Source organism: Bradyrhizobium sp. USDA 3256, assembly GCF_054058275.1.
Map to the genome: position 1 here is coordinate 5775845 of NZ_JBSSAE010000002.1, position 18046 is coordinate 5793890.

General features: G+C 65.0%; 14 protein-coding genes. 10 read left to right on the top strand and 4 right to left on the bottom strand.

Annotated elements, in window-relative coordinates; genetic code table 11:
- The first annotated feature begins 37 nt into the window (after positions 1-37).
- The 7 genes from ACVWY5_RS29235 to ACVWY5_RS29265 all read left to right on the top strand — a co-directional run bounded on the left by ACVWY5_RS29235 (position 38) and on the right by ACVWY5_RS29265 (position 9107).
- The gene (locus tag ACVWY5_RS29235; protein ID WP_456671726.1) at positions 38-1147 is read left to right on the top strand and encodes a mandelate racemase/muconate lactonizing enzyme family protein; all 1110 of its coding nucleotides are present in this window, start codon (positions 38-40) and stop codon (positions 1145-1147) included.
- Between the two features lie 219 nt (positions 1148-1366).
- Positions 1367-2785 (top strand): M20 family metallopeptidase, encoded by a 1419-nt coding sequence (locus tag ACVWY5_RS29240; RefSeq protein ID WP_028334913.1) that lies wholly within the window; start codon positions 1367-1369, stop codon positions 2783-2785.
- Positions 2786-3255: 470 nt separating this feature from the next.
- Positions 3256-5046, top strand: coding sequence for a peptide ABC transporter substrate-binding protein (locus ACVWY5_RS29245; RefSeq protein WP_028334912.1), 1791 nt, complete (start codon positions 3256-3258; stop codon positions 5044-5046).
- A gap of 279 nt (positions 5047-5325) precedes the next feature.
- Positions 5326-6282 carry an ABC transporter permease gene (locus ACVWY5_RS29250; protein ID WP_016842735.1) on the top strand — a complete coding sequence of 319 codons (957 nt, stop codon included), beginning with the start codon at positions 5326-5328 and terminating at the stop codon, positions 6280-6282.
- A complete protein-coding gene (locus tag ACVWY5_RS29255) occupies positions 6248-7165 on the top strand; it encodes an ABC transporter permease (protein WP_028334911.1) in 918 nt (305 codons plus the stop codon). Before ACVWY5_RS29250 ends, ACVWY5_RS29255 begins: the two co-directional genes overlap by 35 nt.
- Positions 7162-8142, top strand: coding sequence for an ABC transporter ATP-binding protein (locus ACVWY5_RS29260; RefSeq protein ID WP_283090560.1), 981 nt, complete (start codon positions 7162-7164; stop codon positions 8140-8142). Before ACVWY5_RS29255 ends, ACVWY5_RS29260 begins: the two co-directional genes overlap by 4 nt.
- A complete protein-coding gene (locus ACVWY5_RS29265; RefSeq protein WP_028334909.1) occupies positions 8139-9107 on the top strand; it encodes an ABC transporter ATP-binding protein in 969 nt (322 codons plus the stop codon). The genes ACVWY5_RS29260 and ACVWY5_RS29265 overlap by 4 nt, the downstream gene beginning before the upstream one ends.
- 187 nt (positions 9108-9294) lie before the next feature.
- Here ACVWY5_RS29265 and ACVWY5_RS29270 read toward each other — a convergent pair whose 3' ends face one another.
- Positions 9295-10257, bottom strand: a complete 963-nt coding sequence (locus tag ACVWY5_RS29270; protein WP_028334908.1) for a LysR family transcriptional regulator — start codon at positions 10255-10257, stop codon at positions 9295-9297.
- Positions 10258-10357: 100 nt separating this feature from the next.
- Between ACVWY5_RS29270 and bla the strand changes: the two genes are divergently transcribed.
- Entirely contained in the window at positions 10358-11257 is a 900-nt protein-coding gene (gene bla / locus ACVWY5_RS29275) for a class A beta-lactamase (RefSeq protein ID WP_038377578.1), read from the top strand.
- Between the two features lie 34 nt (positions 11258-11291).
- On the opposite strand, the gene ACVWY5_RS29280 is transcribed toward bla, so the two are convergent.
- A complete protein-coding gene (locus tag ACVWY5_RS29280; protein WP_028334906.1) occupies positions 11292-12713 on the bottom strand; it encodes an amidase in 1422 nt (473 codons plus the stop codon).
- Positions 12714-12936: 223 nt separating this feature from the next.
- Here ACVWY5_RS29280 and ACVWY5_RS29285 point away from each other — a divergent pair, with 223 nt between their 5' ends.
- Both ACVWY5_RS29285 and ACVWY5_RS29290 read left to right on the top strand, forming a co-directional pair.
- Positions 12937-13851, top strand: a complete 915-nt coding sequence (locus ACVWY5_RS29285; protein WP_193395265.1) for an ankyrin repeat domain-containing protein — start codon at positions 12937-12939, stop codon at positions 13849-13851.
- A gap of 298 nt (positions 13852-14149) precedes the next feature.
- Positions 14150-14968, top strand: coding sequence for a class I SAM-dependent methyltransferase (locus ACVWY5_RS29290; RefSeq protein WP_038377577.1), 819 nt, complete (start codon positions 14150-14152; stop codon positions 14966-14968).
- Positions 14969-15320: 352 nt separating this feature from the next.
- Here the strand turns inward: ACVWY5_RS29290 and ACVWY5_RS29295 are convergent, their stop codons facing one another.
- Complete coding sequence (locus ACVWY5_RS29295) at positions 15321-15887, bottom strand: c-type cytochrome (RefSeq protein ID WP_244978680.1); 567 nt, start codon at positions 15885-15887, stop codon at positions 15321-15323.
- Positions 15888-15976: 89 nt separating this feature from the next.
- On the bottom strand, positions 15977-17686 hold the full coding sequence (locus ACVWY5_RS29300) for a pyrroloquinoline quinone-dependent dehydrogenase (RefSeq protein WP_028334903.1): 1710 nt from the start codon (positions 17684-17686) through the stop codon (positions 15977-15979).
- Between the last annotated feature and the right edge of the window lie 360 nt (positions 17687-18046).

Genomic DNA, 18046 nt, shown 5'->3' on the forward strand with positions numbered 1-18046 from the left:
GCTTTTGAGATCGTGTGTCACGCATTGCATTCGTCCCATGACAAGGAGTTCCGGCGTGGCCATCCTCAAGGACCTCAGCATCGGATTCTACAAGATCCCGCTCCCGGTGGTGCTGAGCGACAGCACGCATGGCGAGATCAAGGCGTTCGAGCTCGTCACGATCCGCGCCCGCGATGCCGACGGCGCGGAAGGCACCGGCTACACCTACACGGTCGGTCGCAATGGCGGCGCCATCGCCGATATCCTGGGCCGCGAAATCACCGAGATCGCGCGCGAGATGGAGGCCGACGACACCGAGCAGCTTTGGCACAAGGTGTGGTGGGCGCTGCATTATGGCGGCCGCGGCGGCCCGGCGGTGCTGGCGCTGTCCGCGCTCGACATCGCGTTGTGGGACCTCAAGGCGCGGCGGGCATCGATGCCGCTGTGGCGGCTGCTCGGCGGCTTCGACCGCCGCGTGCCCTGCTATGCCGGCGGCATCGATCTCGATCTGCCACTGGATGGTTTGCTGAAGCAGACCGACGACAATCTTGCCAAGGGCTTTCGCGCCATCAAGATGAAGGTCGGCCGGCCGAGCCTTGCGTCCGACGTGGCGCGCGTGAAGGCGATGCGCGGCCATCTCGGCGACGAGTTTCCGCTGATGGCCGACGCCAACATGAAATGGACCGTCGAGGAAGCGATCCGCGCCGCGCGCGCCCTGCAGCCGTTCGACCTGACCTGGCTCGAGGAGCCGACGATTCCGGACGACGTCGCGGGACACGCCCGCATCCTGCAGGCGGGCGGCGTGCCGATCGCGGCCGGCGAGAACCTCCGCAGCCTGTGGGAGTTCAAGCCCTATATCGCCGGCGGCGCGCTGTCCTATGCCGAGCCCGACGTCACCAATTGCGGCGGCGTGACCAGCTTCATGAAGATCGCCCGGCTCGCCGAGGCCTTCAATATTCCCGTCACCAGCCATGGCGCGCATGACATCACCGTGCATCTGCTGGCGGCGTGCCCGAACCGGTCGTATCTCGAGGCGCACGGCTTCGGCCTCGACCGCTATATCGAGCACCCGCTGGTTCTGGAGCAGGGCATGGCGATCGCGCCGGATCGCCCGGGGCACGGCATCGCCTTCGACTGGAAAGGCCTGGAGCGGCTCGGCGCCGCCTGACGCAAAAACATTTCTGCACACCAAGACGTGACATTCGGAAAAGCAGGTCTGCCGGCGCGCGCTAGGCGGCGTCGCGACAAGCTGCTAGCGTTTCGCGCTTCAGATTGCCCAACGCGCGATGAGATCATCGCGCTTTGGCTCATTGTCTGAGCATGATCTTTTCGGAAAACCGCTTCACACTTTTCCGGATCATGCTCTAGCGTTAAGGGATCGGAGCAAATGGACAACCGTAGTGATGTTTGGCGCGGCGTCGACGCGATCAAGCCGCGTTTCATCGAATTGAGCGACCGCGTCTGGGCGATGCCCGAGGTCTGCTACACCGAGGCGCGCTCATCCGCCGAACATCTGGCCGAACTGCGCCATCAGGGTTTTCGCATCACCGAGAACGTTGCCGACATCCCGACCGCGGTGATGGGCGAATGGGGCAAAGGCGGCCCGGTGATCGCCTTCCTCGGCGAATATGACGCCCTGCCTGGCCTCAGCCAGGAGGCCGGCGTCGCCGAGCATCGCCCGGTCGAGAGCGGCGGCCACGGCCATGGCTGCGGACATAATCTGCTCGGCTCCTCCGCGCTGCTGGCCGCGACTGCGGTGAAGGACTGGCTCGCCGCCAACAAGGTGCCGGGGCGCGTGCGCTATTACGGATGCCCCGCCGAGGAAGGCGGCGCGGCAAAGGCCTTCATGGTGCGCTGTGGCGCGTTCGAGGACGCCGACATCGCCATCACCTGGCATCCGCACAGCTTCTGGGAGGTGGCGGTGACGCCGTCGCTCGCCAATACCCGCGCCGATTTCATCTTCACCGGGCGCACCTCGCATGCGGCAGCCTCGCCGCATCTCGGCCGCAGCGCGCTCGATGCGGTGGAATTGATGAATGTCGGCGTCAACTACATGCGCGAGCACATGCCAAGCGACGCGCGGGTGCACTACGCGCTGCTCGACACCGGCGGCATCGCGCCCAACGTGGTGCAGGCCCATGCCCGGGTGCGCTATTCGATCCGCGCCCGCGACCTGCCCGGCATGAACGAACTGGTCGAGCGCGTGCACAAGATCGCGCAGGGCGCGGCGCTGATGACCGAGACCAAGGTGGAGATGAAGATCATCTCCGCGGTCTCCAACATCCTGCCCAACACGCCGCTGGAACAGACGCTGCACCGGATCATGGAAGAGCTCGGCCCGCCGCATTTCGACGATGCCGACAAGGATTTCGCCGGCAAGATCCGCGCGACCCTGACCGACAAGGACATCGCCTCGGTCTATTACGCGATCGGCATGGAGCCGACCGACCGGCCGCTCGCCGATTTCCTGGTGCCGATCGACGCCAAGCGCAATCCGCTGATCGGCTCGACCGACGTCGGCGACGTCAGCTGGGTGGTGCCGACCGTGCAGGTCCATGCACCGACGGTTGCAATCGGCACGCCGTTCCACACCTGGCAGGTTGTGGCGCAGGGCAAGACGCCGGCTGCGCACAAGGCGATGGTGCAGGCCGCCAAGGCGATGGCCGGCCTCGGCGTCAAGGCGCTGATGGAGCCGGAGCTGATCGCGGCCGCCAAGGCCGACCTCACGAAGCGGACGACAAGAACGCCGTATGTCAGTCCGCTGCCGGCGAATGTTGCACCGCCGTTGGACATGTCGATCGCCTGAGAGCCGCATTGAGCGGGCCGGGCCTGCTCTCCGGGATCAAGCAATCGCATACCCGCATCGTCATGGCCGGGCTTGTCCCGGCCATCCACGTCTTTCTCACGCGGAAACGGAGATGTGGATGCCCGGCACAAGGCGGGGCATGACGAGTTTGTGGACGGATCGAGCGCATATGCGATAGCTCGGCCTTCAGACGCGAACTCCGGCCCGCGTGGCAAAAAAGCATCTCGGAACAAAGGATAACGAACAAATTTTCCGCACTGCGAGGCGCGCAAGGGCGCGCTTTTGGCGCCGATCTGCTGAACCGATGTGCGGCAAGGGGAGGTTCTGCACAAGCGATAGCCAAAAGACCTAGGCGCTGAACGGCGGGAGGCGTTGACCTTCGCGGTCATTCGGTGTGCCATCCTGCCGCCAACACGGCGGCCGGTTCCACGGCCCGCCGCAATAACCAATTGAGCCGGACCGAGGGGACAATGTTCGACAAGAATCTGCGTGGCATGATCGACGACGTGAAGGACGGGCGGATGGATCGCCGCGCCTTCGTCAAGCGAATGATTGCCGTCGGCCTCACCGCGCCGATGGCCAACCAGATCCTTGCGATCGGCGGCGTCGCGATGGCGCAGAGCCCGAATCCCTACAAGCCGACCAAGCGCGGCGGCGGCGGTCCGCTGAAGCTGTTGTGGTGGCAGGGCCCCACCCTGCTCAATCCGCACTTCGCCACCGGCACCAAGGACCAGGACGGCTCGCGACTGTTCTACGAACCGCTGGCAAGCTGGGACGTCGACGGCCACCTCAACCCGATCCTCGCCGCCGAAATCCCCTCGATCCAGAACGGCGGGCTTTCCAAAGACGCCAAGACGGTGGTCTGGAAACTCAAGCCCGGCGTCAAATGGCATGACGGCAAACCCTTCACCGCCGACGACGTCGTGTTCAACTGGGAATATGCCACCGATCCCGCGACCGCAGCCGTCTCGAGCGGAACCTATTCCGGCATGACCGTGGAGAAGGTCGACGACCTCACGGTCCGCATCAAGTTCAAGGATCCGACTCCGTTCTGGGCCAACGCGTTCGTCGGCGCCTATGGCTGCATCATCCCGAAGCATTTGTTCGCTGAGTACAAGGGCAGCAAGTCGCGCGAGGCGCCGAACAATCTGAAGCCGGTCGGCACCGGCCCCTACAAGTTCGTCGAGTTCAAGCCGGGCGATCTGGTGCGCGGCGAGATTAATCCCGATTACCACATGCCGAACCGGCCCTATTTCGACACGATCGAGATGAAGGGCGGCGGCGATGCGGTGTCGGCGGCGCGCGCGGTGATCCAGACCGGTGAGTATGATTTCGCCTGGAACATCCAGGTCGAGGACGAGGTGCTGCTGCGGCTGGAAAAGGGCGGCAAGGGCAAGACGCTCTATGCCGTCGGCGGCGACATCGAATTCATCGCCATCAACTTCACCGACCCGAACACCGAGGTCGACGGCGAACGCTCGTCGATCAAGACCAAGCATCCGATCCTGTCGGATCCGGCGGTGCGCAAGGCGCTGGCGCTGCTGGTCGACCGCGACTCCGTCAAGAAGGTGATCTACGGCCGCGCCGGCCGCACCACCGCCAACTATCTCAACGGCCCCGAGGAGTTCGTTTCCAAGAACACCAGATGGGAGTTCTCGGTCGAGAAGGCGAGCGCGCTGCTCGAACAGGCCGGCTGGAAGGTCGGCTCCGACGGCATTCGCGAGAAGGACGGCAAGAAGCTGAAGCTGCTGTACCAGACCTCGATCAACGGCCCGCGGCAGAAGACCCAGGCGATCGTCAAGCAGGCCTGCCAGAAGGCCGCCATCGACGTCGAGCTGAAGTCGGTGGTGGCCTCGGTGTTCTTCTCGTCCGACGTCGCCAACCCCGACACCTATTCCAAGTTCTACGCCGACATCGAGATGTTCCAGATCCCGATGACGCAACCCGACCCGGGCCTGCACATGCGCCGCTATCTGTCGCGCAATGCCGCGACCAAGGAGAACAAGTGGCAAGGGCAGAACTTCCCGCGCTGGGTCAACAAGGATTTTGACGCCGCGATCGAAGCGGCCGATACCGAGACCGATCCGATCAAGCGGGCTGAGCTCTACATCAAGTGCAACGATCTGATGTGGCAGGACACGGTGGTGATCCCGGTGATGCACCGCCTCGCGGTGGAAGCCTGCTCCAACACGGTGCGGCCCGCGCTCTCCGGCTGGGCCAACCAGACCGACAATCTGCAAGACTGGTATCGTGAAACCTGAGACACGAGGACAGGTTCGGAGTTGAGTAGGTGCATCTTCTCCCTCTCCCCGTTCTTACGGGGTCGAGACGAGCGGAGCTCGCTCTTGGAGGGTTGGGGTGAGGGGCTTTCGCAGCAAATACCGTGAAAGATGAGTTCGTGGAGACTCCCCCTCACCCGGAATTCAAGCTGTGCTTGAATTCCAACCTCTCCCCGCACGCGGGGCGAGGTGAAGCTCGCCATTCGACTGGAGGCAAGATCAACGTGCTCAAGGTGCGAGCGTTAGTTAGATGATCTCTCGATGAGTCAATATATCCTGCGTCGCCTGATGATCGCGATCCCGAGCCTGCTCGGGATCTCGCTCGTGCTGTTCGTGGTGCTGGCGCTCGCGCCGGGCGATCCGTTCAGCGAGCTCGCGACCAACCCGAACGTGCCGCCCGAGGTGCAGGCCGCGCTGCGCGCCAAGTTCGGCCTCGACGACCCGATCTATCTTCGCTACCTGCACTGGCTCGCGGCGATGGCGCAAGGCGACTGGGGCTTCTCCTTTGTCAGCCGGATCAATGTCGACACGCTGATCCTGCAGCGGCTGCCGACCACGCTCTACGTGATCGGCTCGGCGCAGCTGCTGGCGCTGTTGATCGCGATCCCGGTCGGCGTCTATGCCGCCACCCGGCCCTACTCGATCTTCGACCAGCTCGCCAATACCTTCGCCTTCATCGGCTTCTCGCTGCCCACCTTCTTTACCGGCATCCTGTTCATCCTGGTGTTCTCGGTGAAACTGGACTGGCTGCCTTTCGTCTATACCGACGTGCCGGGCAGCGGCATTCCCTGGCTGCTGGAGATGATCCGGCAGGCGATCATGCCGGTGATGGTGCTCGGCCTGTTCCAGGCGGCGTCGATGACCCGCTTCGTGCGCTCGGCGATGCTCGACGTAATCCGGCTCGACTATGTCACCACCGCCCGCGCCAAGGGACTCGGGCAAGCCAAGGTGATCGTCAAGCATGTGATGCGCAACGCGATGATCCCGGTCGTCACGCTGATTGCGCTGCAAATGCCGGCCGTGTTCGGCGGCGCCATCGTCACCGAGCAGATCTTCCGGATTCCCGGCATCGGCTCGCTCCTGATTTCTTCCATCCTCGCCAATGACACGCCGGTCGTGATGGCCGTGACTTTCGTCTTCGCGTGTCTCGTGGTGCTGTTCAACCTGATCGCAGATGTCCTCTATGGCTGGCTTGACCCTCGCATCTCCTTCCGCTGAGCGGCGCGGCTATTCGCCCTGGCGCGAAACCTGGCGGCGCTACCGCCGGCACCGGCCGGCCGTGGTCAGCGCCGTACTGCTGCTGCTGCTGATCGCGGCCGTCGTGATCGGCCCGTTCGTCTGGCGCGTCTCGATCAGCGACATGGACGTCGTGGCTGGCCTGCAGGGGCCGTCGCTGGCGCATCCGTTCGGCACCGACGATCTCGGCCAGGACCTGCTCGCCCGCATGATCTATGGCGGGCGCATCTCGCTCGCGGTCGGTCTCGCCGCGATGCTGGTCTCGGTGTTCGTCGGCACGCTGATCGGCGCGCTCGCCGGCATGTCGCGCGGCGCGCTCGGCTACGCGCTGATGTGGCTGACGGACTTGTTCCTGTCGTTGCCGCAGCTGCCGCTGCTGCTGATGCTGATCTATCTGTTCCGCGACGGGCTGAAGGCGATGTTCGGCCCGGAGGGCGGCATCTTCATCCTGATCGTGCTGGTGATCGGCGGCTTGCGCTGGATGCCGGTCGCGCGCCTGGTGCGCGCCCAGTTCCTGTCGCTGCGCGAGAAGGAATTCGTCGAGGCGGCGCGCGCGCTCGGCGCGAGCCCGGTGCGCCAGGTGGTGCGCCACATCCTGCCCAACGCGCTGGGACCGGTGATCATCGCCGGCACGATCGACGTCGCCGCCGCCATCATCGCGGAATCGACACTGTCGTTCCTCGGCCTCGGCTTTCCGCCGGATACGCCGACCTGGGGCCGCATCCTCTATGACGCCAAGGACTTTCTCGACATCGGGCCGCATTGGGCGCTGTTTCCGGGCGGCGCGATCTTCATCGCGGTGGTCGCCATCAACTTCATCGGCGACGGGCTGCGCGACGCGCTCGACGCGCGCAAGGTGATCTGATGGCGCTGCTCGACATCAAGGGCCTGAAAACCCATTTCAGCACCGACGACGGCATCCTCCAGGCGGTCGACGGCGTCGACATCAGCATCAACCGCGGCGAGACGCTGTGCGTGGTCGGCGAATCCGGCTGCGGCAAGACCGTCACCGCGATGTCGATCCTGAAGCTGATCGCGATGCCGCCGGGCAAGATCGTCGAAGGCGAGATCATCTTCGAGGGTCGCGACCTGGTGCCACTGACCAGCCATCAGCTCGACGACATCAGGGCGAAGGAGATCGGCTTCATCTTCCAGGAGCCGATGACCTCGCTCAATCCGGTGCTGACCATCGGCGAGCAGATCGCCGAGAGCCTGCGCCGCCACGAGGCGGTGACCAAGAAGCAGGCGCTCGAGCGCACCATCGAGATGCTGAAGCTGGTGCAGATCCCCAACGCCGCGGGCCGCGTGCATCATTATCCGCACCAGTTCTCCGGCGGCATGCGCCAGCGCGTGATGATCGCGATGGCGCTGGCGTGCCGGCCCAAGCTCGTCATTGCCGACGAGCCGACCACCGCGCTCGACGTCACCATCCAGGCGCAGATCCTCGATCTGTTGCAGGACATGAAGGAACGCTTCGGCATGGCGGTGATGCTGATCACGCACGCGATGGGCGTGGTCGCCGAGACCGCGCAACGCGTCGTCGTGATGTACGCCGGCAAGGTGGTGGAGGAGGCGCCGGTCGACGAACTGTTCGGCAATCCGCGCCATCCCTACACCCAGGGCCTGATCCGCTCGATCCCGCGCATCGATCTCGACGCCGCGCACAAGACGCGGCTGGAGGCGATCGGCGGCTCGGTGCCGATCCTGATCAATCCGCCGCCCGGCTGCCGTTTTGCCGCCCGCTGCAAATACGCCATGAGCATCTGCACCGAAAAGGAGCCGCGGCTGCGCGAGATCGCGCCCGGCCATCGCATGGCCTGCCACCTCGGAGACGTGTCATGAGCGAGCCGCTGCTGCGCGTTTCCAATCTGAAGAAGCACTTTCCGGTGCTGGGCGGCCTGCTGTCGCGCGAGGTCGGCCAGGTCTATGCGGTCGACGGCGTGTCGTTCTCGGTCAATCGCGGCGAGACGCTCGGCCTCGTCGGCGAATCCGGCTGCGGCAAGTCGACCACCGGCCGCTGCGTGCTGCGCCTGATCGAGCCGACCTCGGGCGAGGTCGTGTTCGACGGCCAGAGCGTGACGGGTCTGGGCGGCGGCGATCTGCGCGCCATGCGGCGCAACATGCAGCTGGTGTTCCAGGATCCGTTCGCCTCGCTCAATCCGCGCATGACGGTCGGCGCGATCCTTGGCGAGCCCTTCATCATCCATAACCTCGTGAGCTCGGCCAGCGAGCGGGAGGACCGCGTCGCGAGCCTGTTGGTCAAGGTCGGACTGAAGGCCGAGCACATGCGGCGCTACCCGCATGAATTCTCCGGCGGCCAGCGCCAGCGCATCGCGATCGCCCGCGCGCTGACGCTGGAGCCGAAGCTGATCGTGTGCGACGAGCCGGTCTCCGCGCTCGACGTCTCGATCCAGGCCCAGGTCATCAACCTGCTCGAGGATCTGCAGGCCGAGCTGAACCTCACCTATCTGTTCGTCGCCCACGATCTCTCGGTCGTGGAGCACATCTCCGACCGCGTCGCGGTGATGTATCTCGGCCGCATCGTCGAGCTCGCCAAGGCCAGCGATCTCTACCGCAACCCCCAGCATCCCTATACCAAGGCGCTGCTCTCGGCCGTGCCGGTGCCGGATCCCAAGGCGAAGCGCGACCGCATCCGCCTGAAGGGCGACGTGCCGAGCCCGATGAATCCGCCCAAGGGCTGCCACTTCCACACCCGCTGTCCGATCGCCGAGGAGCGCTGCCGGCAGAGCGCGCCGGAACTGCTGGAAGGCAGGAACGGGCATTCCGTGGCGTGCCATCTGGCGTAGGTCGCGCGCCAGATGCGATAGCCAGCCGGCGCGGGAGCGCACCGCCAAAATATCGAAAACAACCCCATGCAAAGTGGCCGGCGGCTGCGGGCGTTCGACACGGCACTTGACATGTCGGGCAAATCAGCGGCATTATTCGATAATTCCGAAATAGTGGCGACGATAGTTGAAATCACGTCGTCAGACGTTAACGCCGCTTGGTGTTGGTCCGCGGCTTCGGTCCGGCCTTTGTCTTGATCTTCCGCCGCGGTGCGGGCGCGACGGCGTCCTCAACCTCATTCACCTCCGTCCGCAGCGTCTCGAGCAGCCAGTCGCGAAACGCGCGCATGCCCGGCGTCACCTCGCGCGATTTCAGCCAGGTCAGCCAGTAGGATCCCGCCGGGACATCGGCCGCGAACGGCCGCTTGAGCCGGCCGGAGGCCAGCTCATTGTCGAACATCGCGATCGGCACCAGCCCGACGCCGACGCCGCGCGCGGCGGCCTCGGCCATCGCGACCGAACTGTCGAAGATCGGCCCCTGGATTTTCGGACACGGCGCGCCGGCGACCGCAAACCATAGCGGCCACTCCTCGGCGCGGTAGGAGCGCAGCAGGAATTCCTGCGCGAGATCGGACGGCTTGCGCAGCCGGTCCGCCGCGTCGGGGCAGCACACCGGCGAGAGCGGTGCGGACAACAGATGGATCGCCTCGGTGCCGTGCCACGAGCCGTCGCCGAAGCGCAGCGCGAGATCGAGCCCGTCGCCTGCGATGTCGACGCGGTTGTTGTTGGTGAGCAGACGCAGATCGATATAGGGATGCGCGCGCTTGAAGCGGTCGACCCTTTGCAAGAGCCATCCGGTCGCGAACGTCGTGACGCAGCCGACGGTCACGACCTCGCGCGTGCCCTTGGCCTCGATGCGGTCGATCGCGGCGCCGATCCGGTCGAGCGCGTCCGACAGCACCGGCAGCAGCGCCAGCCCCTCGTCGGTGAGCACCAGCCCGCGCGGCAGCCGGCGGAACAGGCTCGTACCCAGGAGGTCCTCGAGCTGCTTGACCTGATGGCTGATCGCGGTCTGCGTCACGCGCAGCTCCATCCCGGCGCGGGTGAAGCTGAGCAGCCGCGCCGAGGCCTCGAAGGCGCGCAGCGCGTTCAGCGGGAGGTGCCGGCGCACGGCGTCATGACCAAGTTTTCCTCATGCCTCGCTGTATAAATGATTGTTTGTGCGCCGTCACGCCGCCCGGCAGGTTCGCGCCGCCAACGGGAGATTCGACATGCTGACGAGACGGACATTTGGATTGCGCGCGCTGGGCCTTGCGGTGTCCTGCACCCTGCCGCGGCAAGGCACAGCGGCAGGACCAGGCGAGCCGGCGCAGCGGCTGCAGCAGGAGTTTGCGCGCATCGAGCTCGCGACCAGCGGCCGGCTCGGCGTCGCCGTACTCGACATGGAGACCGGATTGCGCGCGAGCCGGCGCGGCGACGAGCGGTTCCCGATGTGCAGTACCTTCAAGGCGTTGGCCTCGGCCGCGGTGCTGCACCGGGTCGACCGCGGCGAATCCAGCCTCGATCAGCGCGTACAGATCGAGGCCAAAGATATCTTGGCCTACGCGCCGGTCACCAAGGGACGCGTTGGTTCGGCCATGACGCTGTCCGAACTCTGCGCGGCTGCGATCAAGCTCAGCGACAACACCGCCGCCAACCTGCTGCTGCGCGAGATCGGCGGGCCCGCCGGCTTCACCAGCTTCTTCCGCACCATCGGCGACAATGTCAGCCGGCTCGACCGCTGGGAGGTGGAGCTGAACGAAGCCGTGCCCGGCGACCCGCGCGACACCACGAGTCCTGTCGCGATGCTGAAGGATTTGCAGCGCGTGCTGCTCGGCGATGTCCTGTCCGCGGCCTCGCGCCAGAAGCTGGTGGACTGGATGGTCGCCAACAAGACCGGCGACGCAAGGCTGCGTGCCGGCGTGCCTCGCGACTGGCGGGTCGGCGACAAGACCGGCACCGGCGAGCGCGGCACCTACAACGATATCGGCGTGTTCTGGCCGCCCGGCCGCAAACCGATCGTGGTGACGGTCTACCTGACCGGGGCAAGTGCCCCAATGGAGAAGTGCAACGAGGTGATCGCCAATGTCGCGCGCGCCGTCGCGAATGCGAGCACCGGTCAGAGCGGCTAAACCTGCGACGCCGCGATCAGCGTCGCCGACAACGTCAGGCCGGCCAGCGACCAAGCAAGTCGCTCGCCGCCTCGAACAACGCCGCAACGCGCAGCAGTTCGGCATCGGCCCGGAAGCGGCCGACCAGGTGCAGTCCGATCGGCAGGCCGTCGCGACCGAAACCTGCGGGGATGCTGACGGCGGGATGCCCGGTCATGTTGAACAGCATGGTCCAGGGGAACCAGTGCGGCCGCACGCTGTCGAAACTCCGGCCATCGATCTCGATCGTGCCGAACAGGTCCTGGTCGATCGGCAGCGCCGACCGGGTCAAGGTCGGCATCGCCAGGAGATCGCCGCGTGCGAACAGCGACTGCACCCGGCGGAACAGCACGGTGCGCTCGAACATCGCCCGCTGGTAGTCGACACCGCTGACCTGCGCCGCCAGCGCGAGCTGCTTCAGGAAGGTTGCGCTGAGATCATTCGGATGATCGGCCGCGAGCTTCTCGAAGCGGGTGCGCCAGACGGTGTGGTTGATCGCACGCCAGATCGGCTCGATGTTAAAGCCGTCGCCGGAAAACTCTTCGAGCTCGGCCCCGAGGCTCGCCAGCCGGTCGAGGCTGGACTTGAACGCCGCGGCCACTTCGGACGTGACCGGGCGCCCCGGCGGCGACACGCAGAACAGCACCCGCCGGCCCCTGAGGTCGCCACGCGGCGCGGCAAGCCCGAGATAGTCAGGCACCGGCACCCCGATCGACCAGGGATCCGACGGATCCTCTCCCGCCATCGCCTGCATCATCAGCGCCGTATCGGCAACGGTGCGCGTGGTCGGTGTGACATAGGTCTGGTTGCCGAAAGCGTCCTGCACCTGGCTATGCGGGATTACCCCGTTGCTCTGCTTGATTCCGACCACGCCGTTGCAGGCGGCCGGAATCCGGGTGGAGCCGCCGCCATCGGTCGCAACCGCCAGCGGCGCGATGCCGCTCGCGACCGCGACCGCCGCGCCGCCGCTGGAGCCGCCACTGGACCGCTCGGCACTCCATGCATTGCGCGTCCGTCCGAACAGCGGCGAATCCGTCAGGCAGTTGCTGCCGAACTCCGGCGTCGTGGTCTTGCCGATTAATATGCCGCCCTGGGCACGGAGGCGGGCCACGGCGATGGCGTCATTGTCGGGCACGTTGCCCCGGTACGGCACCGCGCCGAAGGTCGTCCGGACGCCTTTGGTGTTGACGATGTCCTTCACCGTGAAGGGGATGCCGTGGAGCAGACCGAGCGGCTCGCCAGCCGCGATTTGCCGCTCGGCGGCTTTCGCCTGCGCCATCGCCGCATCGCCGCACAGCGTGATGAAGCAGTTCAATTCGGGTTGCAGCCGCTCGGCACGGGCGAGCACCGCGCGCGTAATCTCGACAGGCGAGACCTCCTTGCGGGCGATGCGCCCACGAAGCTCAACGGCAGACAGCAGACACAGATCGTCGCTCATTTGGGCGTGGACTCGCGTCAAAGATGGTCGACGGACGCATCGTGCCGCGTGGCATGCCGCAAGTCCATCGGCTCGGACGCATGGCGTGCCGCCACGGAGCCGCGACGGCGCATGGCCTGCCGAATCGGCGGGCCCTTCCCTGCCGCGCGGCTTGGCAGCGACCGAGGATCATGCGACGCTCGAACCGAATGGCGCTGCTGTCAGCATGACGGAGGACCACGCCTTGTATCGCCGCATTGCCCTCGCCGCGCTGATCGTTGCCGGCAGCGTGCACGGCAGCCTCGCGGGGCCCGATCCGGCGCGGTGCCGCGAGCTGATCCGCAAATACGAAACCGACAAGGCCCAGCTCAGCGCGGTCGAGATCTCGCTGTCGCTGTTTGCGGCCGCCAACGCCGATTGCATCAACCTTGCCACCGAGCTGCTCGATCACGGCGCCTCGGTCGATGCGCGGGACCGGCTGGGCGCAAGGCCGCTGAGCCACGCCGCCCGCTCCGGCCATCTCGCGATGGTCGACCTGCTGCTGGCGCGCGGCGCGCCGCTCGATGCGCGCAACCTCGCGGGATCGACCGCGCTGTACTTTGCCGCCGAGCGCGGCCATGTCGCGATCGTGCAGCGCCTGATCGACCGCGGTGCCGACGTCAATCTCACCGGACGCAGCGGCGCCTCCCCGGTCGCGGCCGCGGCCTATGCCGGCAGGGACATGGTGGTGCGCATGCTGCTGGCGCACGGCGCCGACGGCCGCAAGGCAGACGACACCGGCAAGCCGCCGGTCGTCTATGCCGCGGCGGGCGGCCAGCTCGGCATCGTCAAGCAGCTGCTCGCGCGCGAGATCGAGATCAACGCGCGCTACGCCAACGATCTGACACTCCTGATGTGGGCCGCCGGCCCTGACGAGACCGTGCCGGAGGCGCAGGCACTGGAGGTCGTCTCGTACCTGCTGGACGCCGGCGCCAAGGTCGACGACCGCGATGCGCGCGGCCGCACGGCACTGATGATCGCCGCCGAGGGCAATCATCCTGCAATCGCGAAGGCATTGCTCGCTCATGGCGCCGATGCGGCGCTGGCCGACAAGGCCGGCAAGCATGCCGCCGATCTCACCATCCTGTCGGCGCTGCGCGAGGAGCTGACGCCGCGTTGAGGCATGATGACCGTGCTCCTCTCCAGAGAGCTGGGGTGAGGGTCTATCACCGCGTACACAGCAAGAGACGGGTTTGCGGAGACTCCCCCTCACCCGGATCGAGTCTCACGATGCGACATAGCCGAAGCTCTGCTTCGGCGTTCCAGGGCATGTACTCATTAAGCGGCAGCGGCTGAAGAGCGGACATTCCCTGAGGTCGCAGATGGGCCATAAGCAGACTCCCTTGCAGCTTGCCATCCAATAGGCCAGCATCAACACTCAAGACGTTCGATACTTTCCACTCGCGGTAGGGGAAGTCATGTCGGTCCACGAACATTGGCAAATGGATGCCAGCGCGCCGGAACTCTACGAACGCTATCTTGTACCAGCCATTACTTCGGTATGGGCGAGTGACCTGCTCGACCGCATCGCACCTAGGCAAGGCGAAAGCGTGCTCGACGTCGCCTGTGGGACCGGCATAGTCGCGAGGTCGACGCAGCAACTAGGCTTGGCGGGACGAGTGGTTGGCCTTGACCTCAATACTGCGATGCTCGCAATTGCGCGCTCGAAATCTCCAAAAATTGAATGGGTTGAGGGGAGCGCGCTTGACCTTCCGTTTGAAGCAGACTGCTTCGACGTGGTGCTTTGCCAACTTGGGCTTCAATTTTTTCCAGACCGGCTTCTTGCGCTAAAGGAAATGGTGCGGGTGCTGAAGCCCGCAGGACGCGCTGGGTTCAGCGTCTACAGCGCAATTGAGAAAACTCCAGCAGCACACGCTTTTGTGCAGGCACTCGATAAGTGCCTGGGAAAAGAGGCGTCGCGCACCAAACGTTCCGAGCACCTCTCTTGCGATGCTCAGGAGATTGCCGATTGGACGAAACAGGCGGGCTTTGATTTTGTCGATGTGGCCGCTGTGACCCAACAGATTAAGTTCCCGTCAATGTTGGATTATGTCCGCTTTCAGCTCACGGCAACGCCGATGGCTGGCCTCTTGAAGGACAAAGAGGCGCTTGAGCGGGAGCGGCTAATCATCTCGATTTCCGAGGATGCTGCCTCTCGTCTCGACCATTCGATGCTGGCAGGTGGCAAGCTGACATTTCCGCAGCAATCGTTCGTAGCGATTGCTTCCCTCCGCTAATGTCTGTTTTGGGTTCACTTTTGGACGCCGCGCGAGCGAGCGCCAAGGTTAGCAACGGGCCAAGAACCAGTGAGGCTGAGCGGTCTGACGGCAGCTGGCTCGACCTCCCCCGCAAGCGCATGGCAATCGCATATGGGCTCGATAGCTCCACAAAACTCGTCATGCCCGGCCTTGTGCCGGGCATCCACATCTTGGTTTCCGCGAAAGACGTGGATGGCCGGGACAGGCCCGGCCATGACGGCGCGGAAACACCGGTGCTGGAGCCATATGCGATTGCCCTGCCCGCAAGCGGGAGAGGGAGCGCACCTCCATCGCGCGCTATCCGACCTCATCCCATTAGCCTGCCCGCCGCTCACAGCCCCGCCAGATAGTCCACCAGTGCGGCAAGGTCGTCGGGCGACGTTGCCAGCATCAGGTCGGACATGCCGGGATTGTTGCCGCGCGCACGGGTGCGGAAATCGGCGATGGTCTTGGCGAGGTAATCCCGCCCCATCCCGGCCAGCCGCGGCACCGTGCCGTCGCCCTGGAAGCGATCGAGATGGCAGGCCGGGCAGCCGACCGAGCGGCTGGCGCTGACCGCCTTCTCCGCCACGTCCTTGGGCGCACGCGGCTGGCCGAGGTCAGGCCACGGCTTCTGCGAAAAATATTCCGCGATCGCCAGCATGTCGTCGCGCTCGAACTGGGCCGCGATCGGCTGCATGATCTCGCTCTTGCGATCGCCGCGCTTGAAATCGCGCAGCTGGATGTAGAGATAGCCGGCCTGCTGGCCCCAGATCGTCGGAATGGTCTTGTCGACCGGCTTGCCGCTCTCGCCGTGGCAGCCGGCGCAGACCTGTACTTTTTCCTCAATCGTCTCTGCGCGCCCCTGCGCCGCCATCAGCAACAGCGCGACGCCGCAAATCATCCATCTACTGAACATCTGCTCATCCGTAGAAAACAGAGGCGGGACCGAACCGGTCCCGCCTCGCCGTCAATGTTTGCACGCGTAATGATGCATCAGACCCAGGCTCAGTCGAGCGTGAAGGCGATGATGTTGTTGCCGCGCTTGTAGTCGAGCTGGGTGTTACCGCCCGCACCGACCACGATATATTGCTTGCCGCCGACCATGTAGCTCGACGGCGGCGCATTGACGCCGGCGCCGGCGCGGAAGCTCCACAGCTCCTTGCCGTTCGACGAATTGTAGGCCGCGAACTTGCCGTTGCCTTCGCCCGTGAAGACCAGGCCGCCGGCGGTAGCGAGGATGCCGCCGATCATCGGCTCGGGCGTGTTGACCTGCCATTTGATCTTGCCGTTGTTGTAGTTCACCGCGGTGATGTTGCCCGCCTGCTTCTCGCCCGGGATCACCTTGAAGGCGCCGCCCAGCCACAGCTTGCCGTTCGGATAGGCCGAGCTCTCGACGTGGTAGGTCATCGGCTGATGCAGGTTGATCGCGTAGGCCAGCTCCTGTCCCGGATCGGTCGCGATCGGCGACCATTCGACGCCGCCATTGGCGCCGGGCAACATGCGCGCGCCTTCCTTGGTCGGCAGCACCCACATGTTCTCCTGCGGCACCATCGCCTCGGAGAAGCGGATCAGGCTGCAGTCCTTGCGATCGTGCACATAGATGTGCCCGGTCTTGCCGGCATGGATGACGCCGGGAATCGTCTTGCCGCTCTTGTCCTTGACGTTGACCAGCACCGTCGGGCTGACCGCGTCGAGGTCCCAGACGTCATGGGCGATGTACTGGAAGTGGCAGACATACTTGCCGGTGTCGAGATCGAGCGAGACCAGCGAGTTGGTGTAGAGGTTGTCGCCGGGCCGGTTCGAGCCGTCGAGGTCGGGCGACGGGTTGCCGACGACGAAGTAGATCCGGTTGGTCGCGAGATCGACCGACGGGTTCTGCCACACGCCGCCACCGAGCTTGGCATAGGGATCGCCGATCTTGGCGAGCATGTCCTTCTCGGCCTGGATATTGCGATGCATGTCGCGGCCGGTGGCGTCCTTGGTCGCCCAGACACCGACGGAGTTCTCCGGAATGGTGTGGAAATTCCAGAGTTGCTTGCCGGTCTTGGCGTCATAGGCGCGCACGAAGCCGCGGATGCCGTATTCGCCGCCGTTGGTTCCGATCAGCACCTTGTCCTTGACCACGGTCGGCGCCATCGTCTCGCTGTAGCCGAGCTCGGGATCGGCGATGTTGGTGGTCCAGACCACCTCGCCGGTCTTGGCATTCAGCGCCATCAGCTTGGAATCGAGCGTCGCCAGATAGACCCGGTCGCCGAGCACCTGGACGCCACGATTGTTGGGACCGCAGCAATAAACCGTGATCGGGCCCATCTTGTGGGCATAGTGCCAGAGCTGCTGACCGGTCTTGGCGTCGAGCGCATAGACATGGCTGAACGACGTCGTGACGAACATCACGCCATCGACTACGATCGGAGATGTCTCAAGCGATTCCTTGACGTCGGTCTGGAAGATCCATGCGACGTGCAGGTTCTTCACATTGTCCCGGCTAATCTGCTTGCCCGGATAGAATCGCGTCTGGGCATAGTTGCCGTTGGTGAGCAGGAAGTCCCTGGTGCTCTTGTCGGCGGCGTTGAGCTGCTCCTGGGTCACCGGAGAAACATTGGCGTTGCCGAGGACCGACTGCTTCTCCTGCTTGACTTCCTGCGCGATGGCGGCGCCCGACAACAGGCCAACGCCGAGTGCGGCGGCGAATGCCGCAATCCCTTTCACATACATATCTTCCCCCGTTATTTCTTGGTTGCAATATTAGGGATGCGTGTCTGCTACTTCCCTTCGAGGCCCGGTCGCCCTGGCGAGCCCGCAACCCGTTGCGTGGCCTGGTTGCGCTGCAATAGACGATCAAAAAAAGACGACGACAGGTATCGATGGATGGGTTCCATGTTAGCGCGGTCTTTCACAAAGACAACCGATGCGCTCAAAGCGAAGCCGAAGCAGCATGACTTCGCACGCTCGAAACGCAGCGATCGCGGGTTGGCATCAAATCCGAGCGATATCGGGTGCTTCGGACGCCTTCACGCATCGCCGGGCAGATTTGCCTTCGCAGGCGCAGCACGCAAAATGAGACTAAGCGTCAAG